This is a genomic window from Pseudomonas sp. NBRC 111139 (genome assembly GCF_001753955.1).
Classification (GTDB): Bacteria; Pseudomonadota; Gammaproteobacteria; order Pseudomonadales; family Pseudomonadaceae; genus Aquipseudomonas; species Aquipseudomonas alloputida.
In genome coordinates this window covers 118,299-143,169 of sequence record NZ_BCBP01000018.1, presented here as the reverse complement: position 1 = coordinate 143,169, position 24,871 = coordinate 118,299, and the positions used below count along the sequence as shown (strand labels likewise).

The 24,871-nt window shown below is 62.3% G+C and carries 22 protein-coding genes; 11 read left to right on the top strand and 11 right to left on the bottom strand.

Annotated elements, in window-relative coordinates:
• Positions 1–32: 32 nt before the first annotated feature.
• Positions 33–923, bottom strand: a complete 891-nt coding sequence (locus BJQ17_RS04285; protein WP_003251596.1) for a neutral zinc metallopeptidase — start codon at positions 921–923, stop codon at positions 33–35.
• A gap of 199 nt (positions 924–1,122) precedes the next feature.
• On the opposite strand from BJQ17_RS04285, the gene pcaH reads away from it, so the two are divergent.
• Together pcaH and pcaG are read left to right on the top strand one after the other, a co-directional pair.
• Positions 1,123–1,842, top strand: coding sequence for a protocatechuate 3,4-dioxygenase subunit beta (gene pcaH, locus BJQ17_RS04280; RefSeq protein WP_003251597.1), 720 nt, complete (start codon positions 1,123–1,125; stop codon positions 1,840–1,842).
• A gap of 10 nt (positions 1,843–1,852) precedes the next feature.
• Complete coding sequence (gene pcaG / locus BJQ17_RS04275) at positions 1,853–2,458, top strand: protocatechuate 3,4-dioxygenase subunit alpha (RefSeq protein ID WP_003251601.1); 606 nt, start codon at positions 1,853–1,855, stop codon at positions 2,456–2,458.
• 187 nt (positions 2,459–2,645) lie between these two features.
• On the opposite strand, the gene trmA is transcribed toward pcaG, so the two are convergent.
• The 3 genes from trmA to BJQ17_RS04260 all read right to left on the bottom strand — a co-directional run bounded on the left by trmA (position 2,646) and on the right by BJQ17_RS04260 (position 6,473).
• Positions 2,646–3,731, bottom strand: a complete 1,086-nt coding sequence (gene trmA, locus BJQ17_RS04270; protein WP_070095563.1) for a tRNA (uridine(54)-C5)-methyltransferase TrmA — start codon at positions 3,729–3,731, stop codon at positions 2,646–2,648.
• Positions 3,728–5,023, bottom strand: coding sequence for an NCS2 family permease (locus tag BJQ17_RS04265; RefSeq protein WP_003251606.1), 1,296 nt, complete (start codon positions 5,021–5,023; stop codon positions 3,728–3,730). Before BJQ17_RS04265 ends, trmA begins: the two co-directional genes overlap by 4 nt.
• 229 nt (positions 5,024–5,252) lie before the next feature.
• Positions 5,253–6,473, bottom strand: coding sequence for an MFS transporter (locus tag BJQ17_RS04260; RefSeq protein WP_003251608.1), 1,221 nt, complete (start codon positions 6,471–6,473; stop codon positions 5,253–5,255).
• Between the two features lie 343 nt (positions 6,474–6,816).
• Here BJQ17_RS04260 and BJQ17_RS04255 point away from each other — a divergent pair, with 343 nt between their 5' ends.
• The 3 genes from BJQ17_RS04255 to BJQ17_RS04245 are packed head-to-tail and all read left to right on the top strand — an operon-like array spanning position 6,817 to position 9,429.
• Complete coding sequence (locus BJQ17_RS04255) at positions 6,817–8,253, top strand: cytochrome ubiquinol oxidase subunit I (protein WP_003251610.1); 1,437 nt, start codon at positions 6,817–6,819, stop codon at positions 8,251–8,253.
• A gap of 3 nt (positions 8,254–8,256) precedes the next feature.
• Complete coding sequence (cydB, locus tag BJQ17_RS04250) at positions 8,257–9,264, top strand: cytochrome d ubiquinol oxidase subunit II (RefSeq protein WP_003251612.1); 1,008 nt, start codon at positions 8,257–8,259, stop codon at positions 9,262–9,264.
• Between the two features lie 9 nt (positions 9,265–9,273).
• The gene (locus BJQ17_RS04245) at positions 9,274–9,429 is read left to right on the top strand and encodes a DUF2474 domain-containing protein (RefSeq protein WP_003251614.1); all 156 of its coding nucleotides are present in this window, start codon (positions 9,274–9,276) and stop codon (positions 9,427–9,429) included.
• A gap of 105 nt (positions 9,430–9,534) precedes the next feature.
• On the opposite strand, the gene BJQ17_RS04240 is transcribed toward BJQ17_RS04245, so the two are convergent.
• Together BJQ17_RS04240 and BJQ17_RS04235 are read right to left on the bottom strand one after the other, a co-directional pair.
• Positions 9,535–10,659: a methyltransferase gene (locus BJQ17_RS04240; protein WP_054889685.1), complete on the bottom strand. Its 1,125-nt coding sequence runs from the start codon at positions 10,657–10,659 to the stop codon at positions 9,535–9,537.
• Between the two features lie 96 nt (positions 10,660–10,755).
• Positions 10,756–11,463 carry an autoinducer binding domain-containing protein gene (locus tag BJQ17_RS04235; protein WP_003251617.1) on the bottom strand — a complete coding sequence of 236 codons (708 nt, stop codon included), beginning with the start codon at positions 11,461–11,463 and terminating at the stop codon, positions 10,756–10,758.
• 215 nt (positions 11,464–11,678) lie between these two features.
• On the opposite strand from BJQ17_RS04235, the gene BJQ17_RS04230 reads away from it, so the two are divergent.
• Positions 11,679–12,455 carry a ferredoxin--NADP reductase gene (locus BJQ17_RS04230; RefSeq protein ID WP_003251619.1) on the top strand — a complete coding sequence of 259 codons (777 nt, stop codon included), beginning with the start codon at positions 11,679–11,681 and terminating at the stop codon, positions 12,453–12,455.
• A gap of 426 nt (positions 12,456–12,881) precedes the next feature.
• Here the strand turns inward: BJQ17_RS04230 and mscL are convergent, their stop codons facing one another.
• The gene (gene mscL / locus BJQ17_RS04225) at positions 12,882–13,301 is read right to left on the bottom strand and encodes a large-conductance mechanosensitive channel protein MscL (protein WP_003251622.1); all 420 of its coding nucleotides are present in this window, start codon (positions 13,299–13,301) and stop codon (positions 12,882–12,884) included.
• Between the two features lie 176 nt (positions 13,302–13,477).
• Here mscL and radA point away from each other — a divergent pair, with 176 nt between their 5' ends.
• Positions 13,478–14,848: a DNA repair protein RadA gene (radA, locus tag BJQ17_RS04220; protein WP_003251626.1), complete on the top strand. Its 1,371-nt coding sequence runs from the start codon at positions 13,478–13,480 to the stop codon at positions 14,846–14,848.
• Between the two features lie 35 nt (positions 14,849–14,883).
• Here the strand turns inward: radA and BJQ17_RS04215 are convergent, their stop codons facing one another.
• On the bottom strand, positions 14,884–16,401 hold the full coding sequence (locus BJQ17_RS04215) for a nucleobase:cation symporter-2 family protein (protein ID WP_012053706.1): 1,518 nt from the start codon (positions 16,399–16,401) through the stop codon (positions 14,884–14,886).
• A gap of 263 nt (positions 16,402–16,664) precedes the next feature.
• Positions 16,665–17,027 carry a PilZ domain-containing protein gene (locus BJQ17_RS04210; protein ID WP_070095568.1) on the bottom strand — a complete coding sequence of 121 codons (363 nt, stop codon included), beginning with the start codon at positions 17,025–17,027 and terminating at the stop codon, positions 16,665–16,667.
• Positions 17,028–17,204: 177 nt separating this feature from the next.
• On the opposite strand from BJQ17_RS04210, the gene BJQ17_RS04205 reads away from it, so the two are divergent.
• The 3 genes from BJQ17_RS04205 (at position 17,205) to yjiA (ending at position 20,541) form a co-directional block, all read left to right on the top strand.
• Positions 17,205–19,271, top strand: a complete 2,067-nt coding sequence (locus tag BJQ17_RS04205; protein WP_004577217.1) for a carbon starvation CstA family protein — start codon at positions 17,205–17,207, stop codon at positions 19,269–19,271.
• Positions 19,272–19,288: 17 nt separating this feature from the next.
• On the top strand, positions 19,289–19,486 hold the full coding sequence (locus BJQ17_RS04200; RefSeq protein WP_003251633.1) for a YbdD/YjiX family protein: 198 nt from the start codon (positions 19,289–19,291) through the stop codon (positions 19,484–19,486).
• 77 nt (positions 19,487–19,563) lie between these two features.
• Positions 19,564–20,541: a GTPase gene (gene yjiA / locus BJQ17_RS04195; protein ID WP_070095562.1), complete on the top strand. Its 978-nt coding sequence runs from the start codon at positions 19,564–19,566 to the stop codon at positions 20,539–20,541.
• Here the strand turns inward: yjiA and BJQ17_RS04190 are convergent.
• Complete coding sequence (locus tag BJQ17_RS04190) at positions 20,501–21,988, bottom strand: methylenetetrahydrofolate reductase C-terminal domain-containing protein (RefSeq protein WP_070095561.1); 1,488 nt, start codon at positions 21,986–21,988, stop codon at positions 20,501–20,503. The genes yjiA and BJQ17_RS04190 overlap by 41 nt on opposite strands.
• A gap of 229 nt (positions 21,989–22,217) precedes the next feature.
• Here BJQ17_RS04190 and BJQ17_RS04185 point away from each other — a divergent pair, with 229 nt between their 5' ends.
• On the top strand, positions 22,218–23,042 hold the full coding sequence (locus BJQ17_RS04185) for a 5-methyltetrahydropteroyltriglutamate--homocysteine S-methyltransferase (protein ID WP_004577214.1): 825 nt from the start codon (positions 22,218–22,220) through the stop codon (positions 23,040–23,042).
• Between the two features lie 436 nt (positions 23,043–23,478).
• Here the strand turns inward: BJQ17_RS04185 and BJQ17_RS04180 are convergent, their stop codons facing one another.
• Positions 23,479–24,657, bottom strand: coding sequence for an acetyl-CoA C-acetyltransferase (locus BJQ17_RS04180; protein ID WP_070095560.1), 1,179 nt, complete (start codon positions 24,655–24,657; stop codon positions 23,479–23,481).
• Between the last annotated feature and the right edge of the window lie 214 nt (positions 24,658–24,871).

Below are 24,871 nucleotides of genomic sequence, written 5' to 3'. Positions count from 1 at the left end.
GCGGTCTCACGCGGTCCCTGTTGCACCGGGTATCAGAGGGTGCGTGCACTGAAGGTGTCGCAGCGGTTCACTTCACCTTCGGCAAACCCGGCCTTGAACCAGCGTACCCGCTGCGCCGAGGTACCGTGGGTGAACGAGTCTGGCACTACGCGCCCGCGGCTTTGCTGCTGCAGGCGGTCGTCGCCAATGGCATTGGCCGCATTCAGCGCTTCCTCGACATCGCCTGGCTCCAGCCAGTTCAGGCGTTTCTGCGCCTGGTATGCCCATACCCCGGCCAGACAGTCGGCCTGCAACTCCTGGCGCACCAACAGGCCGTTGTCGCCCTCCATGCGCTGGCCGGCGCGTCGTGCGGCGTCGACCTTGGCCGAAACGCCCAGCAGTGTCTGCACATGGTGACCGATTTCATGGGCGATCACGTAGGCCTGGGCGAAGTCGCCAGCTGCAGCGAAGCGGGTTTCCATTTCACGGAAGAACGACATGTCCAGGTACACCCGCTGGTCCGCCGGGCAATAGAACGGCCCAACCGCTGCCGAGGCAAATCCGCAGGCCGAATTGACCTGGCCGCTGAACAGGACCAGTTTGGGGTCACGGTATTGTTTGCCGGCCTCGGCGAACAGGGCTTTCCAGGTGTCTTCGGTGTCACCCAGAACCGAGGCGACGAACTCGGCTTGCTGGTCGTTGGCCGGTGGCGCCTTGCCGCCCGCACCACTGGGCGCCGTCTGCTGTTGTTGCTGCTCCATCTGCCCGGCAAGCTGGCCAAGAATCTGCAACGGGTCCTGCCCGGTGAGCCAGCCGATGCCGACGATCAGCAGGATTGCCCCAAGCCCCAGCCCCTTGCCGCCGCCGAAACGCATGCCGCCGCCGCCACCTTCGCCTCGGGCATCGACCACGTTGTCGCTGCGTCGGCCTTTTCGCCATTCCATGAATGCTCTCCGAGCGTGAAACAAGAAGACAAAGATTAGTTCACGAAGGTGGAACCTGTCAGGCCGAGGTGTTTATCCATAACTATTTGGTTATGTATCAAGGGGTCGATTTCAATGTTCATCGCCCGCGACCTGCCGGAAACTGTAAGTCCGCCTGCCACACTCAGGCGTTCTCATAATTCCAAGAGAGGAAACCGGCATGCCCGCCCAGGACAACAGCCGCTTCGTGATCCGTGATCGCAATTGGCACCCCAAAGCCCTTACGCCTGACTACAAGACGTCCATTGCCCGCTCGCCGCGCCAGGCACTGGTCAGTATTCCGCAGTCGATCAGCGAAACCACTGGTCCGGATTTTTCCCACCTGGGCTTCGGCGCCCATGACCATGACCTGCTGCTGAACTTCAATAACGGTGGCCTGCCAATCGGCGAGCGCATCATCGTTGCCGGCCGTGTCGTCGACCAGTACGGCAAGCCTGTGCCGAACACCTTGGTGGAGATGTGGCAAGCCAACGCCGGCGGCCGCTATCGCCACAAGAACGACCGCTACCTGGCGCCGCTGGACCCGAACTTCGGTGGTGTTGGCCGGTGCCTGACCGACCGTGACGGCTACTACAGCTTCCGCACCATCAAGCCGGGCCCGTACCCATGGCGCAACGGCCCGAACGACTGGCGCCCGGCGCATATCCACTTCGCCATCAGCGGCCCATCGATCGCCACCAAGTTGATCACCCAGCTGTACTTCGAAGGTGACCCGCTGATTCCGATGTGCCCGATCGTCAAGTCGATCGCCAACCCGCAAGCCGTGCAGCAGTTGATCGCCAAGCTCGACATGAGCAACGCCAACCCGATGGACTGCCTGGCCTATCGCTTCGACATCGTGCTGCGCGGCCAGCGCAAGACCCACTTCGAAAACTGCTGAGGACCCCGCCATGCCAATCGAACTGCTGCCGGAAACCCCTTCGCAGACTGCCGGCCCCTATGTGCACATCGGCCTGGCCCTGGAAGCGGCCGGCAACCCGACCCGCGATCAGGAAATCTGGAACCGCCTGGCCAAGCCAGACGCGCCAGGCGAGCACATTCTGCTGCTCGGCCAGGTGTATGACGGTAACGGCCACCTGGTGCGCGACTCGTTCCTGGAAGTGTGGCAGGCCGACGCCAACGGCGAGTACCAGGATGCCTACAACCTGGAAAACGCCTTCAACAGCTTCGGCCGCACCGCCACGACCTTCGATGCCGGTGAGTGGACGCTGCACACGGTCAAGCCGGGTGTGGTGAACAACGCTGCGGGCGTGCCGATGGCGCCGCACATCAACATCAGCCTGTTTGCCCGTGGCATCAACATCCACCTGCACACGCGCCTGTATTTCGATGATGAGGCCCAGGCCAATGCCAAGTGCCCGGTGCTCAACCTGATCGAGCAGCCGCAGCGGCGTGAAACCTTGATTGCCAAGCGTTGCGAAGTGGATGGGAAGACGGCGTACCGCTTTGATATCCGTATTCAGGGGGAAGGGGAGACCGTTTTCTTCGACTTCTGAGGTGACGCTTGGGGCCGCTCTGCGGCCCATTCGCGGGCAAGCCCGCTCCTACAACGATCTGCGTACGCCGAGCAATGGCTGTGCACCGAGCAATCGGCTGTACGCTGAGCAACGGGCTGTACGCCGATCAATGTAGGAGCGGGCTTGCCCGCGAATGGGCTGCAAAGCAGCCCCGGCAATACAACGATCAGCGCCGAACCAGCAGGACCCCACTCTCCATATGGTGGGTATACGGGAACTGGTCAAACAATGCACAGCGCTCGATGCGGTGGGTGTCCTGCAACTGGGCGATGTTCGCTGCCAGCGTTTCCGGGTTGCACGAGATGTACAGGATGCGTTCGAAACGCCGGGTCAGCTCGCAGGTATCCGGGTCCATCCCTGCCCGCGGTGGGTCGACGAACACTGTGCCGAACTCATAGCGCTTCAGGTCGATGCCTTCCAGGCGACGGAACGGCCGCACCTCATTCAGTGCCTGGGTCAGCTCCTCTGCCGACAAGCGTACCAGCCGCACGTTATCCACAGCGTTTTCGTCAAGGTTGCTCAGTGCGGCATTGACCGACGTCTTGCTGATTTCGGTGGCCAGCACCTGGCGTACACGCGTGGCCAGCGGCAGGGTGAAGTTGCCGTTGCCGCAATACAGCTCCAGCAAGTCATCCTCACGCTCGCCCATGGCCTCGAAGGCCCAGCTGAGCATCTTCTGGTTCACTGCGCCGTTGGGCTGAGTGAACGCACCCTCCGGCTGGCGGTAACTGAACACGCGGCCAGCCACATCAAGTTTTTCCACCGCGTAGTCGCGGCCGATAACCAGGCGCTTGCCCTTGGAACGGCCGATGACGCTCGCCCCCAGCGCTTCAGCCAGTTGCCGTGCTTCCACTTCCCAGGCCTCGTCCAGCGGGCGGTGATAGCACATCGTGATCATCGCATCGCCAGCCAGGGTGGTGAGGAACTCCACCTGGAACAGGCGGTTGCCCAGTTCTTCGCTAGCCTGCCAGGCTGCCTTCAGGCGTGGCATCAACGCGTTGATGCGTTCGCTGGCAATGGGGAAATCGTCGATCAGGATTGCCTTGTGCTTCTCGCCCGGGGCGAACATGGCGTAGTGGCGCTGGCCATCCTCGCGCCACAGGCGGAACTCGGCGCGCAGGCGGTAATGCGCGCGTGGCGATTCGAAAACAGCCGGTTCCGGCGCACCGAACGGCGCCAGCAGCTCGCGCAGCCGGGCCACCTTGGCGTCCAGTTGGGTGGCGTAGGAGGAGGGGTCGAAAGCAGCACTCATGCGTTGAACCAGCCTAGCTTGATGACGAACAGGATGGAAAGGATCACCAGGGCCGGGTTCAGGTCGCGACGGCGGCCGGAAATCAGTTTGACGGCGGTCCAGGCGATGAAGCCGAAGGCGATACCATTGGCGATCGAGTACGTCAGCGGCATGGCCAAGGCAGTTACCACCACCGGTGCGGCTTCGGTGACGTCGTCCCAGTTTATTTCCGCCAGGCCCGAGGCCATCAGCACCGCGACGAACAGCAGCGCCGGAGCGGTGGCGAACGCCGGCACGCTGCCGGCCAGCGGGGCGAAGAACAGCGCCAGCAGGAACAGCACGGCAACCACGATGGCCGTCAGGCCCGTGCGGCCACCGGCGCTCACACCCGCAGCGGACTCGATATAGCTGGTGGTGGTCGAGGTGCCCAGCAGGGAGCCGGCCATGGCGGCGGTGCTGTCGGCGATCAGGGCGCGGCCCATCTTCGGCATGTGGCCGTCCTTGCCCATCAGGCCTGCGCGCTTGGCCACGGCGATCAGGGTGCCGGAGTTGTCGAACAGGTCGACGAACAGGAACGCGAAGATCACGCTGATCAGGCCCACATCGAGGGCACCGGCGATGTCCAGCTGCAGGAAGGTGGGTGCCAGCGAAGGTGGCATCGACACGATCCCGCCGAACGGCGTGACGCCCATGGCGATCGACGCGACGGTGACGGCCAGGATGCCGATCAGCACCGCGCCGCGCACTTTCAGCGACTCAAGGCCGACGATCAGGAAGAAGCCCAGTGTGGCGAGAATCACCGACGGCTGCTTGAGGTCGCCCATGCCCACCAAAGTGGCTGGGTTATCGACGACGATACCGGCGTTATGCAGGGCGATCAGTGCCAGGAACAGGCCGATACCGGCGGCAATCGCCGAACGCAGCGGCAGCGGGATGCTGTTCACGATCCACTCGCGGATGCGGAAGATCGACAGCAGGAAGAACATCACCGCCGACAGGAACACGGCACCCAGTGCCACCTGCCAGGTGTGGCCCATGTGCAGCACCACGGTGTAGGTGAAGAACGCGTTCAGGCCCATGCCCGGTGCCAGGGCGATCGGGTAGTTGGCAATCAGGCCCATGGTGGCGGAGCCGATGGCCGCTGCCAGGCAGGTGGCAACGAAGATCGCGCCTTTGTCCATGCCGGTCTCGCCGAGGATGCTCGGGTTGACGAACAGGATGTAGGCCATGGCCAGGAAGGTGGTGACGCCCGCGAGAATCTCGGTGCGCACGTTGGTGTTGTGTGCTCTTAGTTGAAACAGCCTTTCCAGCATGCCCGCTCCCCAAGGCGCCCCCGGCGCCATGAATGTATCGACCCCATCAGCAAAGCACAGACCGTACCGGATGCTGTGGTTTTGTGTGGGGAGGAAAAAAGCCGCGCATGATACCAGCATGCATGGCGGGGGCCTATGGCCGTTGGGGAATGGGTTTTTTTGGCCCTGCGCGGGTAACGTCCCCTGCAGGCGCGGGCTTGCCCGCGAACAGGCCGGCACGGGTGACGCATCACCCGTTATGCAACCGATCCCGCTTGGCCAGGGTAGGGAACAGTTTTATCCACACCCCGGTCACCACCAAGGTGCCCACCCCGCCCAGCACTACCGCCGGCACTGTACCAAACCAGTGCGCGGTCACCCCCGATTCGAACTCACCGAGCTGGTTCGAGGCACCGATGAACAAGCCGTTCACTGCGCTCACCCGCCCACGCATTTCATCCGGTGTCTCCAGCTGCACGAACGAGCTGCGAATGACCATGCTGATCATGTCTGCCGCACCCAGTACCACCAGTACCGCCAGCGAGAACCAGAACGAGGTCGACAGGCCGAAGGCGATGGTTGCCACGCCGAACACGCCGACCGCAGTGAACATCGTCCGCCCGACGTTGCGCTGGAACGGGAAGCGCGCCAGCCAGAGCGACATCAGCAACGCCCCCACCGCTGGCGCCGAGCGCAACAGGCCAAGCCCCATCGGACCGGTCAGCAGGATGTCTTTGGCAAATACCGGCAGCAACGCGGTGGCCCCGCCCAACAATACGGCGAACAGGTCCAGCGAGATGGCGCCGAGGATGTCGGGCCGGCTGCGAATGAAACGGATGCCAGCCAGCAGCGATTCGATGCTGGCGCGTCCGCGCTGGGCGACCTGGCCGTGCGCCTGCAGGCTCAGGGTCAGCACGCAGGCAATGGCGTACAGGGCCACCGTCGGGCCATACACCCACATGCTGCCAAAGGCATACAGAAAGCCGCCCACCGCCGGCGCCACGATGGTCGCCGACTGGGTGGCCGAGGCCGACGCCGCCACTGCCCGCGGGAACAGCCCGGCCGGTACCACGTTGGGCAGCAGCGCCTGGGTTGCCGGCATTTCGAATGAGCGGGTGGCGCCGAGCAGGAAGGCCAGGGCAAAGATCAGTTCGCGGGTGACGTTGTCGGTGGCACTGCCCACCGCCAGCGCCAGGGCAATCAGCCCCTGAAGGCTCTGGCACAGGGCGGCGACCTTGCGCCTGTCATAGCGGTCGGCGACATGGCCGGTGTGCAGCATGAACAGCACCCGTGGGGCGAACTCGACCAGGCCGACCAGGCCCAGGTCCAGGACGTTGCCGGTCAATTGGTAGAGGTGCCAGCCGATGGCCACGGTGAGCATCTGGAAGCCGCTGGCGGTGAACACGCGGGCCAGCCAGAAGGCCAAAAAAGGACGATGGTGACGCAACAACTGCGGTGCGGAATCGGACATCGGAAACCAGGGGCCTCGGCGCAGTAGAGGGGGTGCGCAGCGTATCACCTGTTTGTAACAAACGGTTACTGTTTGCTCGGGTCGGCACTTTTCCACTGTTAATTAAAGAGGGTGAGGCAACAGGTCACGCGGCAATCCACCACACGGCCCACCGGGCCATTCGGGACTATGCTTCCTAGCATTAATTGATCTGGGTCAATCGTTCCAGATCAATGAAATGGCCGTCTGGCCGGAATCCCTGCGATCGAACAGAACAATTCAAACACGCCGTACTCGACCCAGTGGGGGCAGTGGGCGACGGGGCCACAAGCCCGGCCGCCGGATTATCTGAAGAGGAAGCACCATGTTCGGAATAGAAGCCTTAGAGCTCGCCCGAATGCAGTTTGCCTTTACCGTGTCGTTCCACATCCTGTTCCCGGCCATCACCATTGGCCTGGCCAGCTACCTGGCAGTCCTCGAAGGCCTATGGCTGCGGACCCACAACCAGGTCTACCGTGACCTCTATCACTTCTGGTCAAAGATCTTCGCCGTCAACTTCGGCATGGGCGTCGTCTCCGGCCTGGTCATGGCCTACCAGTTCGGCACCAACTGGAGCCGCTTCTCCGACTTTGCCGGCGCCGTCACCGGCCCGCTGCTCACCTACGAAGTACTGACTGCGTTCTTCCTCGAAGCCGGCTTCCTGGGCGTCATGCTGTTTGGCTGGAACCGCGTCGGCCGTGGTCTGCACTTCTTCTCCACGGTGATGGTAGCGCTCGGTACGCTGGTCTCGACCTTCTGGATTCTCGCCTCGAACAGCTGGATGCAAACCCCGCAAGGTCACGAGATCATCGATGGTCGGGTGGTGCCGGTGGACTGGTTTGCGGTGGTGTTTAACCCCTCCTTCCCCTACCGCCTGATGCACATGGCCACTGCCGCGTTCGTGTCCACCGCGTTCTTCGTCGGTGCCTCGGCGGCCTGGCACCTGCTGCGCGGGCGTGACAACCCGGCCGTGCGCAAGATGCTGTCGATGGCCATGTGGATGGCACTGATCGTCGCCCCGATTCAGGCAGTGATCGGCGATTTCCACGGCCTCAATACCCTCAAGCACCAGCCGGTGAAAATTGCCGCGATCGAAGGCCACTGGGAGAACGTGCCCGGTGAGCCGACGCCGCTGATCCTGTTCGGCATTCCCGACATGGAGGCCGAGACTACCCGGTTCAAGATCGAGATCCCGGCGCTCGGCAGCCTGATCCTGACTCACAGCCTGGACCAGCAGGTGCCGGCGATGAAGGAGTTCCCGCCTGAGGACCGGCCTAATTCGACCATTGTGTTCTGGTCGTTCCGGATCATGGTCGGGCTTGGTTTCCTGATGATCTTCGTTGGCCTGTGGAGCCTGTGGTTGCGCAAACGCGGCACGCTGTACAGTTCACGCCCGTTCCTGCATGTGGCCCTGTGGATGGGTCCATCCGGGCTGGTCGCGCTGCTGGCCGGCTGGTTCACCACCGAAATTGGCCGCCAGCCCTGGGTGGTGTACGGCCTGATGCGCACGGCGGACGGTGTTTCCAACCACAGCTACGCCCAGCTCGGCTTCACCCTTGTGGCGTTCGTGGTGGTGTACTTCGCCCTGTTTGGCACCGGCCTTGGCTACATGATGCGCCTGGTACGCAAAGGGCCGCAGACCGGCGAGGGTGACGAGCACACACCGGGAGGCCCAGGCCAGAAACGCACGCCGGCACGGCCTTTGTCCGCCGCCGATGATGGCCGCGAGGCCACCTCTGCCAGCCTGAACGAGGGGAACTGAACCATGGGTATCGACCTTCCACTGATCTGGGCCGTGATCATCATCTTCGGCGTCATGATGTACGTGGTGATGGACGGATTCGACCTGGGGATCGGCATGCTCTTCCCCTTCGTCAAGGGCGAGCAGGACCGTGATGTCATGATGAACACTGTCGCGCCGGTATGGGACGGCAACGAAACCTGGTTGATCCTGGGCGGTGCCGGACTGTTCGGTGCCTTCCCGATGGCGTATGCCGTGGTCCTCGAGGCCCTGTACCTGCCCCTGATCCTGATGCTGATCGGCCTGATTTTCCGAGGCGTGGCCTTCGAGTTCCGCTTCAAGGCCAAGGCCGACAAACGGCACATCTGGGACAAGGCTTTTATCTGGGGTTCGCTGATCGCCACCTTCTTCCAGGGTGTGGCGCTGGGCGCGTTCCTGGAGGGGTTCAAGGTGGTCGACCGGCATTTTGCCGGTGGCACCCTGGACTGGCTGACCCCATTCAGCCTGTTCTGCGGGCTGGGGTTGATCGTGGCCTACACCTTGCTGGGTTGCACCTGGCTGATCATGAAGACCGAAGGGCCGCTGCAGCAGAAGATGCACGATATGGCCCGGCCGCTGGCGCTGGTGCTGCTGGTGGTGATCGGTATCGTCAGCCTGTGGACGCCCATTGCCTACCCGCAGATTGCCGACCGCTGGTTCAGCATGCCCAACCTGATCTGGTTCATGCCGGTACCGCTGCTGGTGCTGGTGACCTTCTACGGGTTGCTCAAAGCGGTGGCACGCAACGCGCACTACACGCCGTTCCTGCTCACGCTGGTACTGATCTTCCTTGGCTACAGCGGCTTGGGAATCAGCCTGTGGCCTAACATCATCCCGCCGTCGATTTCGATCTGGGATGCCGCAGCGCCACCGCAAAGCCAGGGCTTCATGCTGGTGGGTACCCTGTTCATCCTGCCGTTTATCCTGATGTATACCTTCTGGAGCTACTATGTGTTCCGCGGCAAGGTCACCCACGAAGACGGCTACCACTAGGAGGGCCGCATGATGGCTGGCAAACATGGTTTGGAAGACAAGAAACCGCTGTGGCAGCGACTGGGCTGGCTGTTGCTGATCTGGGCAATGAGCGTCGCAGCGCTGGGTGTGGCGGCCTGGGTGATGCGGCTGTTCATGGGGGCGGCGGGCCTGACCACACATTGATAAAGAGCGGCAGCGGGCTTGCCCGCGAAGCAGGCAACGCGCTAGATGGCACCGGCGTTGCCGGTGTTCGCGGGCAAGCCCGCTCCTACGGGGGCGGTGGCGCGCCTACTTGCGGGCTTTCAGAATGACGAACTTGGGCGTTGCCGCCACCTGCTCCACCCCCCGGAACAACCGCGCCAGCTTGCTGTGATAGCCCAGGTGCCGGTTACCCACGATGTACAGCGCCCCACCTACCACCAGCGCTTCACGCGCCTGCTGGAACATGCGCCAGGCGAGGAAATCGCCCACTACCTGCTGTTGATGGAACGGCGGGTTGCACAGCACCACGTCCAGCGACTGCTTCTCCAGCCCGGCCAGGCCATCGGCCGCGAAGAAGGTCGCCGGGCGCTCGCCCAACGCTGCCAGCCAGTTCTCCTGCGCCGATTGCACTGCCATGTACGACTCGTCGACCAGGGTGTACTCGGCATCCGGGTTGGCCAGGGCGCTGGCGATCGCGAGTACGCCGTTGCCGCAGCCCAGGTCTGCCACCCGCGCACGGCCAAGGTCGCGTGGTAGATGCGGGAGGAACGCCCGCGTCCCGATATCCAGGCCTTCACGGCAGAACACGTTGGCGTGGTTGACCAAGTCAAGTGCCGGCGCGTCGAGGCGGTAGCAGCTGGGATAGGGGGACTTGGCGAGCGGCCGCTCGGCAACCGTTGCTGTCAGCAAACGGGCCTTTTTCAGTGCCAGCGAAGCCTGTACGGGGCCGATGTACTTCTCCATCAGGTCGCCGGCCGCCCGTGGCAGGTGCTTGATCATTGCCCCAGCAATCACCTGCGCACCGGGTGCCAGCTGGCCTTGCAGGCGGATCAGTTGTTCTTCGAGCAGGGCCAAGGTCTTGGGTACACGCACCAGCACCCGGTCGAACGGGCCTTGCCAGTGTTCGCTGGCCGGTACGAACGGCACACTGTCGAACGGCAGGCCATTGCGCACCAGGTTCTTTTCCAGGGCCAGGTGCCCCAGGTGCGAGTCACCGCTGCTGACCACCTGCAGCTGGCCCGCAAGGCTTGCGGCCAAGGCACCGAAGCTGTCATTGAGCACCAGTACCCGGCAATTGGCGTCGGGTGCCTGATCGTGTAGCTGCGCAAGCAGGTACTCGTCGGCGGCATCGAAGGCCTGCAACGGGTCGTTGGCCTGCTCCGGCTGGCGGATCAGGTCGAGTTCGGCGTAGGGGGTGGTCAACAGGGGCATGGCGTCTGGCTCGGGTACGAAACTGCCCGTTGCGGTTCGCTCCGGGCTTTGCCGGGCGATTCTACAGGGCTTTGCCCGAGGTCGCAGGTTCGAAGATCAGATCCAGCCACGCAAGGCGGCAATGGCAATGGCTCCGGCCTTGTTGGCTGCGTTGGTCTTGGTGATCACGCTGCGGATATGGAAATTGACCGTGCTTTGCGACAGCGAGAGGATGGAGGCAACATCGGCAGCGGTCTTGCCGGCGGCAGACCATTTCAGCACTTCCAGTTCACGCTCGCTCATTTTCGGCTGGGGTGGGCATAGCGCGTTCAGGTGGTGCTCGCCCAGTACCGCGTGAAGGGTGTGGCACAGCCACTGCACACTGCCGGCTTTGTCGTACAGTTCGAGCATATCGATGTGGCCGTTTGGCCGAGCGACACTGATCTGGCTCTCGTTGTGCTGCTGATCGTGAAGCGACTGTGTCCAGCCGTGGCGCAAGCCATGCTGGCAGGCCGTTTCGCGAAATTGCGGTGCTTCCTTGTACAGGTCATCGGTCCACAGCACCGGCGTCGTCGAGCTGTGGCTCAGGTTCGCTGCCGGGTCCAGCTTGTAGAAGTCGTCGCGCTGGTAACGCTCGATCCACTCAATTGGGTAGTTGCTGTAGAGGTACAGCCTTGGCGTTTGCGTAGCGATCTGAATGCGGATGTTCAGCCCAAGGTAATCCATGTCCAGGTCCTGAGCCAGATGGACTGCGATGTCGAATAGCTTCTGCGGGCTGCGTTCGCTGACGAACGCATGAAGATACTCGGGTTTCCAGTGAAGCATTTGAAACACTCCTTGGGGCGCGCAGGATCCAATCCGTTTGAGTACCCGGATGATTGTAGGAAAAGACCTACCATCTTGTTGGGATTTTTTTGTTATAGCGAACAGGATTTTCTGCGAGTTCGGCACGATCACCCTTGATGAGGCCCTACAAAGCGGTGGTTTTTATCCTGGCCACTTTAGGCGACACTGTGCACACGCCAACCTTGGAGCCCGATATGACCGCTAGCGCCGAAAAGTTCACTCGCCAGACACTGCTTGATGTTCAGCCACTGACGCCGAACCTCTTCAGCCTGCGGGTTACGCGCGATGCGGGGTTCCGCTTCCGTTCCGGCCAATTCGCCCGGCTAGGTGTGACCAAGGCCGATGGTAGTGTGGTGTGGCGCGCCTATTCCATGGTCAGCGCCCCCCATGACGAGCACCTGGATTTCTTTTCCATCGTGGTGCCAGGTGGTGAGTTCACCAGTGAGCTGAGCCGTTTGGGTGCAGGCGATACGTTGCTGATCGACCGACAGGCGTTCGGTTTCCTCACCCTCGACCGCTTCGTCGGTGGTCGTGACCTGTGGCTGCTGGCTACCGGTACCGGCATTGCGCCATTCATGTCGATCCTCCAGGACTTCGAGGCCTGGGAGCGCTTCGACAGCATCAAGCTGGTGTATTCAGTGCGCGAAGCGAAGGAGCTGGCCTATGTGGATGAAATTGCCGGGCTGGAACAGCGCGATTATCTGGCCGAGTACGCGGGCAAGTTGCAGTTCATTCCCGTGGTGACCCGTGAACAACACCCTGGGGCGTTGAATCAGCGGATTACGACGTTGATCGAGAATGGCGAGCTGGAGAGGGCGGCAGGGCTTGAACTGTCGCCGGAGCATTCTCGTGTGATGCTGTGCGGCAACCCGGAAATGATCGACGAAACCCGCAAGGTCCTCAAGGCGCGCGACCTGCAATTGAGCCTGAGCAAGCGGCCGGGGCAGGTGGCAGTCGAGAACTACTGGTAAGTCCATTGCGGCCGTTGCGGGCCTGTAGGCGCGGGTTTACCCGCGAAGAGGCCGGCCCTGCTGGCCAATTTCCACCCGCCGTTCACCGTTGCCGCCGCCACCGTATTCGCGGGTAAACCCGCTCCTACGCAGATTGGTGGTGGACACACATCGGAGGTTGGACACAGGCCGCCGTGTAGGAGCGGGTTTACCCGCGAAGAGGCCGGCCCTGGTGGCCAATCTCCACCCGCCGTTCACCGTTGCCGCCGCTACCGTATTCGCGGGTAAACCCGCTCCTACACCGGATTGGTGGTGGACACACATCGGAGGTTTAACACAGGCCGCCGTGTAGGAGCGGGTTTACCCGCGAACACCGGCGAAGCCGGTGCCATCCACCGCACTGGATTCTTCGCCAGCATGCCCGCTCCTACAGCGCCCCCGGCAATTTCAGGGCAAGCGGTTCTGGTTCTGCGTCTTGAGCAAATCGCGGATTTCGGTCAGCAGCGTCTCTTCAGCCGAAGGCACAGGCGGCGTAGTCGGCGCCACGGCTTCTTCACGTTTGAGCTTGTTGATCGCCTTCACGCCCATGAAAATGGCAAAGGCCACGATCACGAAGTCGATCACGGTCTGGATGAACTTGCCATACGCCAGCACCACCGCTGGCACGTCACCTTCGGCAGCCTTCAGGGTAATGGCCAGGTCGCTGAAGTCGACGCCGCCGATCAGCAGGCCCAGTGGCGGCATGATCACGTCGCCGACGAAGGACGAGACGATCTTGCCGAAGGCCGCGCCGATGATGATACCGACCGCCATGTCGACGACGTTGCCTTTGACTGCGAAAGCCTTGAACTCGTTGAGCACGCCCATGTTTGGTTCCTTGTAACAAAAGGTGAGGTTAACGCAGTGTAAGCCACTTAAACGCTTCATGCGTTGTGTTCAGGGCTACAGACTGCAGTTAGAACGAATAGTTTTGTCGCATCTCGAAGCGTTCGAGACACGTCCTGCTCAGTTATCATGGCGAATTTTTCCAGGAGACCCCACCCATGGCCAAGGCCAAGCGCTTGTATGGCTGCACCGAATGCGGCGCGACCTTCCCCAAATGGGCCGGCCAGTGCGGCGAATGCGGGGCCTGGAACACCCTGGTCGAAACCATGATCGAAAGCGGCGGCGCTGCTGCACCCAGTAGCGGCCGCGCTGGCTGGACAGGACAGCAAGCGCAGATCAAGACCCTGGCCGAAGTCAGTGTCGAGGAAATCCCGCGTTTCACGACCAGCAGCACCGAACTGGACCGCGTGCTGGGTGGCGGCTTGGTGGATGGCTCGGTGGTGCTGATTGGCGGTGACCCCGGCATCGGCAAGTCGACCATTTTGCTACAGACCTTGTGCAACATCGCCGTGGGCATGCCGGCACTGTATGTCACGGGGGAGGAGTCGCAGCAGCAGGTGGCCATGCGCTCGCGGCGGCTGGGCCTACCCCAGGACCAGCTCAAGGTGATGACCGAAACCTGCATCGAGACGATCATTGCCACAGCGCGGGTCGAGAAGCCGCGGGTAATGGTGATCGACTCGATCCAGACCATTTTCACCGAGCAGTTGCAATCGGCCCCGGGCGGCGTGGCCCAGGTGCGCGAAAGCACAGCGTTGCTGGTGCGCTATGCCAAGCAAAGCGGTACGGCAATCTTTCTGGTCGGCCACGTGACCAAGGAAGGCTCGCTGGCTGGCCCAAGGGTGCTGGAGCACATGGTCGACACGGTGCTGTATTTCGAAGGTGAGTCCGATGGCCGGCTGCGCTTGCTGCGGGCGGTCAAGAACCGCTTTGGCGCGGTCAACGAGCTGGGCGTGTTCGGCATGACCGATCGTGGCCTCAAGGAGGTATCCAACCCGTCGGCGATCTTCCTCAACCGTACTCAGGAAGAGGTGCCGGGTAGCGTGGTGATGGCAACCTGGGAGGGTACCCGGCCAATGCTGGTCGAGGTGCAGGCGCTGGTCGACGATAGCCATCTGGCCAACCCGCGGCGGGTAACCTTGGGCCTGGACCAGAACCGCCTGGCCATGTTGTTGGCGGTGCTCCACCGCCATGGCGGTATCCCGACCCATGACCAGGATGTGTTTCTCAACGTGGTCGGCGGGGTGAAGGTGCTGGAAACGGCTTCGGACCTGGCGCTGCTGGCGGCGGTGATGTCCAGCTTGCGTAACCGGCCACTGGCCCACGGTTTGCTGGTGTTTGGCGAGATTGGCTTGTCGGGCGAGGTACGGCCGGTGCCCAGTGGCCAGGAACGCCTGAAGGAAGCGGCCAAGCACGGCTTCAAGCGTGCCATCGTACCCAAGGGCAATGCGCCGAAAGAAGCGCCTGCGGGTTTGCAGGTGATTGCCGTTACCCGCCTGGAACAGGCGCTGGATGCATTGTTCGAATAGTGTGCAGGAGCGAGCAAGCTCGCTCCTGCAATCAGTCAGTGCTCGGCAACGGCCGTGCGCCTGACCGTTTCATTGCCATGCTCGTCCAGTTCCAGCATCGGCACTTCGTTACCTTCGGCATCGAACAGCTTGCCATCTTTGAAGTAGTCCCCATCACGCAGCGCGGAAATGTCCGAATACTGGATGGTCCGCTCGTAGGCTGCAGCGAACACTGACTGGTTTTCCGAGTTGCCGGTGGTGAAGTGGTTGAAGATCAGGTTCAGCAGGATGGCCATGATCGCCGCCGAGCTGATGCCGGAGTGGAAGATGGTCTCGAACCAGTTCGGGAAGTGGTGGTAGAAGGTCGGCGCGGCAATCGGGATCATGCCGAAGCCCAGCGAGGCCGCGACGATGATCAGGTTGACGTTGTTCTTGTAGCTGACCTTGGACAGGGTGCGGATACCGCTGGCCGCCACGGTGCCGAACAGCACGATACCGGCGCCGCCCAGTACCGGGGTAGGCACGGCGGCAATCACCCGGCCCATGACTGGCAGCAGGCCGAGTACCACCAGAATCACGCCGCCGGTAGCCACCACGTAGCGGCTCTTGACCCCGGTCACGGCCACCAGGCCGACGTTCTGGGCGAACGCGCTCTGGGTGAACGAACCGAAAATCGGCGCCAGGATGCTCGATGCCATGTCGGCGCGCAGGCCGTTGCCCAGGCGCTTGGAGTCCACCTTGGTGTCGATGATCTCACCCACGGCGAGGATATCGGCCGACGTTTCCACCAGGGTGACCATGATCACGATACACATCGACAGGATCGCGGCGATGTGAAATTCCGGCATGCCAAAGTGGAAAGGCGTGGGGAAGGCGAACATCGGGCCTTCGCTGACCTTGCTGAAATCGGTCATGCCCAATGCCCAGGCGATCAGCGTGCCGACCACCATGGCCAGCAGGATCGACAGGCGTGAGATGGTGGCGCTGCCAAGCTTGCTCAGCAGCAGCACGATGGCGAAGGTCAGCCCGGCCAGGCCGATGTTGGCCACGCTGCCGAACTCCGGCGAGGCGCTGTTGCCACCCATTACCCAGCGTGCGGCAACCGGCATCAGGGTCAGGCCGATGGTGGTGATCACGATACCGGTCACCAGCGGCGGGAAGAACTTGGTGATGCGCGAGAACACCGGTGTGATCAGAAAGCCGATCAGCGACGCAGCCATGACCGCGCCGAGCACCCCTGGCAGGCCACCGCCCCCCTCGCTGCTCAGGATCGCGCCCATGGTCGCCACACCGGCGAACGACACGCCTTGCACGAGTGGCAACTGGCAACCGAAGAACGGCAGGCCAAGGGTCTGCAGCAGGGTGGCAAGGCCACCGGCGAACAGCGAGGCGGCGATCAGCATGCCGATTTCGGCACCATTCAGGCCCGCGGCCTGCCCCAGGATCAGGGGTACTGCGACGATCCCACCATACATGGTCAGCACATGCTGCAGACCATAGGCCAGGTTGGCACCAAGACCGAGGTTTTCATCCTCGGGTCGCTTGGCGGGAGACGTGCTAGGGGACGTAGTCATGGAGCAGGCTCTCTGTTTATTGTTGTGCCGCTACTGTAGACACTTCCTACAAATGATTGCCACAAGAATTGTATACAATATTTTGATCGGAGCGCGAACAGATCCGGCCGCAGGGTGTGTTAAAACCCAATGCAGAAGGCGTACCAACTTGGCAGAAGCTGTATTAGAAGGGTGTGTACAAAGCAACGCTACCCAGGCTTAAAGCTGTCTGGGTAGACAAGAAACACCAGGCGGGAAGGCTATTAGCTAGCTAAGAGATTTTATTATTCGATGAGTTCGCGCAGCTCACGCATCATTTCGGTGCTGTCAGCCACGTTCAATTCCACAAGACGGTGCAAATGGCTCATCGAGTCGAGGTCGATGTACAGGCAGATGAAGCCCAGGCGGTCGGGTTCTTCGTGGCGCAGTTCGACCTGCATCTGCACACGGACATCCTCGTCCAGCTCGATGATGGCGTCGAAGTCCTGGGTCAGGTCGGCATCCCAGCCTGCGGGGCGTTCGATCAGCAAGCCTTTGAGTGAAAGGTCCAGCAGTTTTGCAGGCCAGCGTTTCAGCCCCTGGCGCAGCTCGATGGGGGCATCGAAGTCGATGCGTTGAAAGCGGCGGCGTTCGTCATGATCGCTCATGGCTTGGATCCTCGAATAGGTCATCAGGTGTCATCCTGACTATAGTTAGAGTTGCATGTGCATCAGGTACTGCAATCAGGCCGCAGAGGCTCTAGAACAAAGCAAGTGTGGCAATGCCGCTTGACTGGCCCTAGACTCGGTGGGCGGTCTTTCCAATCCACCAGCTGGAAGCTAACCATGAACAACAATAATAGCCTGCTACGCCATATTCCGTGGCTGGCGCTGGCAGTCATAGGTGCCTGCGCACTGGGTGTGGTTGCCCTGCGGCGCGGCGAGGCGATCAACGCCTTGTGGATCGTGGTCGCGGCAGTGGCCATCTACCTGGTCGCCTATCGTTACTACAGCCTGTTCATCGCCACCAAGGTGATGCAACTCGACCCGCGCCGTGCCACCCCGGCGGTGCTCAACAATGATGGCCTGGACTACGTCCCGACCAACAAACACATTCTTTTCGGTCACCACTTCGCCGCCATCGCCGGCGCTGGCCCACTGGTGGGTCCGGTGCTCGCCGCGCAAATGGGTTACCTGCCCGGCACGCTGTGGCTGATTGCCGGCGTGGTGCTGGCCGGTGCGGTGCAGGACTTCATGGTCCTGTTCCTGTCTACCCGCCGCAATGGGCGCTCGCTGGGCGACATGGTGCGCGAGGAAATGGGCAGAATCCCGGGCACCATCGCCCTGTTTGGCTGCTTCCTGATCATGATCATCATCCTCGCGGTGCTGGCACTGATCGTGGTCAAGGCCCTGGCCGAAAGCCCATGGGGCATGTTCACGGTGATGGCGACCATCCCGATCGCGATGTTCATGGGCATCTACATGCGCTACATCCGTCCGGGCCGTATTGGCGAAATCTCGGTCGTTGGCGTGGTGCTGCTGCTGGCCTCGATCTGGCTGGGGGGCGTGATCGCTGCGGACCCGGTGTGGGGCCCGGCGTTCACGTTCACCGGCGTGCAGATCACCTGGATGCTGGTGGGCTACGGTTTTGTCGCCGCCGTGCTGCCAGTGTGGCTGGTGCTGGCGCCACGTGACTACCTGTCGACCTTCCTCAAGATCGGCACGATCCTTGGCCTGGCCATCGGTATCCTGATCATCGCTCCCGAGCTGAAAATGCCGGCGCTGACCCAGTTCACCGACGGTACGGGCCCGGTGTGGAAGGGTACCCTGTTCCCGTTCCTGTTCATCACCATTGCCTGTGGTGCGGTGTCCGGCTTCCACGCGCTGATTTCCTCGGGGACCACCCCCAAGCTGCTGGATAACGAAACCAACGCCCGCTATATCGGCTACGGCGGCATGCTGATGGAATCGTTCGTCGCCATCATGGCCATGGTTGCGGCCTCGGTGATCGAACCGGGCGTGTACTTCGCCATGAACAGCCCGGCTGCAGTGGTCGGTACCGATGTCGCGTCGGTGGCGCAGACCGTCAGCAGTTGGGGCTTCCTGATTACACCCGAGCAGCTCGAAGCCGTTGCCCGTGACATCGGCGAGCACACCATTCTGGCCCGTGCCGGCGGTGCGCCAACCCTGGCGGTCGGTATCGCGCAGATCCTGCACCAGGTGTTGCCAGGTGAGAACACCATGGCCTTCTGGTACCACTTCGCAATCTTGTTCGAGGCGCTGTTCATCCTCACTGCGGTAGACGCTGGTACCCGTGCCGGGCGCTTCATGTTGCAGGACCTGCTGGGCAGCTTCGTGCCTGCACTCAAACGCACTGAATCGTGGGGGGCCAACCTGCTTGCCACTGCTGGCTGCGTGGCACTCTGGGGCTATCTGCTGTACCAGGGCGTCATCGACCCGCTGGGTGGCATCAACACCCTGTGGCCGCTGTTTGGTATCTCCAACCAGATGCTGGCCGGTATCGCCTTGATGCTCGGTACTGTGGTGCTGATCAAGATGAAGCGTCAGCGCTACATCTGGGTCACCCTGCTGCCGGCCGTATGGCTGCTGATCTGCACCACGGCTGCAGGCCTGATCAAGCTGTTCGACCCCAACCCGGCTGTCGGCTTCCTGGCCCTGGCCAAGAAGTACAGCACTGCGCTGGACGCCGGCCAGGTACTGGCCCCGGCCAAGGACATTGGGCAGATGCAGCACGTGATCTTCAACGCCTACACCAACGCGGGCCTGACGATCTTGTTCCTGCTGGTGGTCTTCAGCATTCTGTTCTTCGCCATCAAGGTCGGCTACGCCGCCTTGGGCCGCAAAGAACGCAGCGACAAGGAAACCCCGTTCCAGGCGTTGCCTGACGCGTAATCGAGAGGACTGCAATCATGTTCAACGACTTGGGTCGACTGGGCAAATACCTGGGGCAGGCAGCCCGCCTGATGGTCGGCATGCCCGACTACGACAACTATGTCGAACACATGCAGAAAACGCATCCGGACAAGCCGGTGATGAGCTACGAGGCGTTCTTCCGCGAACGCCAGGAAGCACGCTACGGTGGCAAGTCCGGGCCCAAGTGCTGTTGAGCCTGCGGTACGTGTAAACCTGTGGGAGCCTGGGTAACCGGCTCCCACAGTCATTTTCAGATTCAGGAGTATTTTGCGTGCAGACGCCCATTCCCGTAACCGTCCTCACGGGCTTCCTCGGTGCCGGCAAGACCACCTTGCTCAGGCACATGCTCAAGGCCGAGCATGGCCTGAAGCTCGCCGTGATCGAAAACGAATTCAGCGAGGCCGGCATCGACAGCCAACTGCTGGGTGACCAGCCGGTGCAGGTCATGACCTTGGCCAACGGTTGTGTATGCTGCAGCATCCATGGCGACCTGACTCGCGCGCTTTACCTGCTGCTTGAACGCCTGGATGCAGGGGAAATCGCCTTCGATCGCCTGGTGATCGAATGCACCGGCCTGGCCGACCCGGCGCCGGTAGCGCAAACGTTCTTCATCGACGAGGAGCTGCGTGAGCGCTATATCCTCGACGGCATCATCACCCTTGTCGATGCCGCGCATGCCGAACTGCACCTGACCCAGACCATCGCTCAGGCCCAGGTCGGCTTTGCCGATCGTCTGCTGCTGAGCAAGACCGACCTGGTCGAGCCAACTGCGGTTGAAGCCCTGCGCGAACGCCTGGCCCGCATCAATAGCAGGGCTGCGATCCGTGTAGTCGAACACGGCTGCATCGACCTGGCTGAATTACTGGATGTGCGCGGTTTCAACCTCAACCCCGACCTTGGGGTGAACCTGAAACCGATGTTGCGACCCGTGCTCAAGCCTGCCACCCCGGACCGTATCTCCACGATGGTGCTGCGTACCGAAACCCCGCTGGATATCGACCGCCTCAGCAGCTTCATGAACGAGCTGCTGGAAACCCACGGCAAACAGCTGCTGCGCTACAAGGGCGTGCTGAACATTGCCGGCGAGGAACGCAAGCTGGTGTTTCAGGGCGTGCTCAAGCTTTATGGCTTCGACTGGGACGCCGAGTGGGCTGCAGGCGAAGCACGCGAGAGCGTGATGGTGTTCATTGCCGATGAACTGCCCGAGGCTACGATTCGGGCTGGCTTCGAGGCAATGGCTGCGGGCTGAGCCGCTGCGGCGCCTGCCCTGCGAACCACTGCGGCCATGAGCTGCGGTGGCGGGTTTCGACCTCGATGCACGGGATCAGGCGTTCGGTCAGCACAGCAGTTTGCCGCACAGCTTTGGCGGTGCGGTACTTGACGCTGTGGATGCACTCGCGGTCGCCGAACTCGCAGCGGTTCAGGGCGGTTCCGCCGCAAGGGCCATTGGCCAGGCCTTTAGGGCAGGTTTCCGGGCAGATATACAAGGTGTCTTCCAGGCGGCAACGGCCGCAGGTGTCGCAACCCACCAGCGGGCGCTTCACACTGCGCTCCAGCGTGTGCAGCATGTGTGCGCCGACGCGTGTACCCCACAGAGGCTGGCGCACCGCCCAGCCGAAGGCCTTGCTCAGGCTGTTGCGCCGGCTGAACAGCAGTGCGTGCATGCCATGCATCAGGTGATAGCGGGCTTTTTCCTTGAATGAGGCATTGACCCGTGACTCGTCCAGGCGCCAGCCAGCCTGTGGCGGATGGAAGGTCACCGCCGGCAGGCCAGGCATCTGCCAGCTGGCGTGCCAGGCCGGTGCCCATTGCTCCAGGGACTGAACCTGGGATTGCCAGTGCTCGATACGGGTCTCAAGGGCCAGCAACTGTTCGAGTGTGTGAACCCCTGACAGGTGCACACCGGCGTACCCCATCAGCTTTGTACCGATGATCTGCAAGGCCAGGCGGTCAACACTGCGCGCCTGGGCAAAGGCCTTGGACTGCGCCGTTTCCGCTTCGAGCATGTCGCGCATGGAGGGCGTGACAGTCACGCCGGCCACGTGGTCGAGCATCGCCGCGCGCCCGTGGGTGAGGCTCATGAGGCAGGCCAGCATGGGCTTGGGTGAGGCCTGGCGGCGCATCCAGTGTATGGCTTCCTGATGCTTGGCGGCATCGAAGCCCAGTTGCAAGGTGAGAAAGTCAGCCCCCGCTGCCAGCTTTTTCTCGGCCTTGAAATACTGGGCGCCGCCTTCTTCCTCGTGGTACTTGAACGGGTTCAGCGCCGCGCCCAGCAGCCAGTGCGGGCAGGCCTGGCGAGCAACCTGCAGGGCGGCGACCGATTCCAGATAACGCACCGGGCGCTGGCCAGGTTCATGGCCGGGCAGGCGGTCGCCAGTCAGCAGTAACAGCTGGTCGAGGCCGGCGGCGTCCATGCGCTGCAGTTGGGCGAGCAGGTGGTGGCGTTCGCGATCCTTGCCTGAAAAATGCGGCAGGGCAGGCACCGGGTTGCTGAACGAGGCGAGGGCGTCCAGCGGTGACATGTCCAGCGGGCTGCCGACACGATCACCGATGGCCACGGTCATCGGCCAGCCGCACAGGTGCGCACGGGCCATGATCGCTTCCATGGCGGCAAAGCGTTCTGCGGAAGGCTTGGGGACGAACTCCATGACACAGACGAAGTTCTGTTCGCGCAGGGCGGTTTTCAGCAGGCTCATGTTGGCCGGGCACCTGGTGTGGTCAGGGTGGCATTGTGCGGCAGAAGGCGAGCCGGGTCATGTCCGGATGCGCAGGATGGTGATCTGAATGAGACATGGGGGCGCGAAGATCATGACAGCATGATCATGAAGATTTCTTGGGTTCATCTCAAATTTAATGAGTTTGTCTCAATACCCCGTCAGCCGGAGAATCCCCCTTATTCATTCAAGCATGCTGAAGGGACAAGACATGGCACTGGCACATAACCTGGGCTTTCCACACATCGGCCGTGACCGCGAGCTGCGTGCCCGCCACTGGCAGGTGCAGAAAGACGCCGGCATCGAGCTGGTGCCGGTCGGCGACTTCGCCTGGGACAGCCACGTGCTTAGCGCAGGCGATCAGCCGTTGGTTCTGAACTGGGAACCACTGTTCGAAGAAGTGGAGCACGCCAAGGCCCTGGGCCTTGCAGTCAAGCCGGTGGTGATCGGCCCCTTGACCTACCTGTGGCAGGGCCAGACCCTGGGCGGTGACTTCGACAAGCTGGAGCTGCTTGACCGCCTGCTGCCCGTGTATGACCAGCTTCTCAACCGCCTGGCCGACCATGGCGTTGAATGGGTGCAGATCGATGAACCCATCCTCGCCCAGGACCTGCCCCAGGATTGGAAAAATGCCTATGAACGTGTCTACAACATCCTTCAACGCGCACCGTTGAAGAAGCTGATCGCCACGTACTTCGGCGGCCTGGAAGGCAACCTCGGCCTGGCCGCCAACCTGCCGGTTGATGGCCTTCACGTCGATCTGGTTCAGGCCCCCGAGCAGTACCAGAGCATTCTCGACCGCCTGCCGGCCTACAAGGTACTGTCGCTGGGCCTGGTCGACGGTCGCAACGCCTCGCCTTGCGATCTGGGCAAGACCCTGGGGCTGCTGCACGAAGCCCATGAACGCCTGGGTGAGCGGCTGTGGTTGGCGCCGGCCTGTTCGTTGCTGGAGAGTCCAGTGGACCTGGCCGTGCAGAAGTGCCAGGAAGTGGCGGTGCTGGCCGCTTCGCTGGAGCAGGACCGAGTCGCGGCTTGAACAGTTGCTGCCTGTGCCGGCCTCTTCGCGGGTAAACCCGCTCCTACGACGGCCTGCGCCCGATCACCGATGTGTGTCCATCATCGATCAGTGTAGGAGCGGGTTTACCCGCGAATACGATGGCGGCTGCAACGGTGAACGGCTGGTGGAAACTGGCCAGCAGGCCCGGCCCTTTCGCGGGTAAACCCGCTCCTACGATGGCCTGCGCCCGATCACCGATGTGTGTCCGCCACCGATCAGTGTAGGCGCGGGTTTTCCCGCGAATACGATCGCGGCTGCGACATTGAACAGCGGGTGGAAATTGGCCAGCAGGTCCGGCCCTTTCGCGGGTAAACCCGCTCCTACAACGGCCTGCGCCCGATCACCGATGTGTGTCCGTCACCGATCAGTGTAGGCGCGGGTTTACCCGCGAAGAGGCCGGGCCTGCTTGAATCAATCAGCGTTCGATGGCCAGCGCCACCCCTTGCCCACCACCAATGCACAAGGTCGCCAGGCCTTTTTTGGCATCCCGTTTGATCATCTCGTGCAGCAGGGTCACCAGCACCCTGCACCCGGAAGCACCAATCGGGTGGCCCAGGGCAATCGCCCCTCCATTGACGTTAACCCGCGCGGCATCCCATGCCAGCGCATTGCCCACGGCCAGCGCCTGGGCGGCAAAGGCCTCGTTGGCTTCGATCAGGTCCAGTTCGGCCAGTTGCCAACCGGCCTTGTCCAGGCAACGCTGGGTCGCCGAAACCGGACCAATACCCATGATCGCGGGGTCTACCCCGGCACTGGCGTAGGCGGCGATCTTCGCCAGCACCGGCAGGCCCAACGCCTTGGCCTTCGCTGCGCTCATCAAAAGCACGGCGGCGGCGCCGTCGTTCAGGCTGGAGGCATTGCCTGCGGTGACGCTGCCGTCCTTCTTGAAGGCCGGGCGCAGTTTGGCCAGGGGCTCGGCGGTGGTGTCCGGGCGTGGTTGCTCGTCACGGGCAAAAACCTTGGGCTCGCCCTTTTTCTGCGGCAGCACGATGGGGGTGATTTCAGCGTCGAAACGGCCGGCCTCGATCGCTGCCACTGCCTTGCGCTGCGATTCGGCAGCGAAGGCATCCTGCTGCTCACGGCTGAGGCCATACTTGTCCACCAGGTTTTCGGCAGTGATGCCCATGTGGTAGTCATTGAAGGCATCCCACAGGCCGTCCGTGATCATGCTGTCGATCAGTTGGCCATGGCCCATGCGTTGGCCGGTGCGGGCCGAGGGCATCACGTAGGGGGCAAGGCTCATGTTCTCCTGGCCACCGGCAATCACCACCTCGGCATCGCCACAGCGGATCGCCTGGGCGGCCAGGTGCAGGGCCTTGAGGCCCGAGCCGCAGACCTTGTTCAGGGTCAGGGCCGGTACGCTGAAGGGCAGGCCAGCCTTGATCGCTGCCTGGCGTGCCGGGTTCTGACCGGCACCGGCAGTGAGCACTTGGCCGAGGATGACTTCGTCGACCTGCGCCGGGTCCAGCTCGGTTTGTTTCAGCAGTTGCTTGATCACGGCGGCGCCGAGGTCGACCGCAGGCACAGTGGCCAAGGCGCCCTGGAAGCTGCCGATGGCGGTGCGGGTTGCGGCGACGATCACCACGTCGTTCATGTTGTTGTTCTCCGTGCAATGGGCGTAGTGCCGCCAGCATCGGCGGGTTTGGCTTATTTGTTAAGTTTGTTTTTCTTTCGGATTGATGTGAAAAGCAAATCAATGGGTGCCAGGCGTTCTAACCCGCCAATCTGGATTTCAAGCAGCCATGTCCTTCCTGCACAGAAGAACTCTGGTTTTGCATCCCTCTGATCACCCCGTAATATGTGTCGGA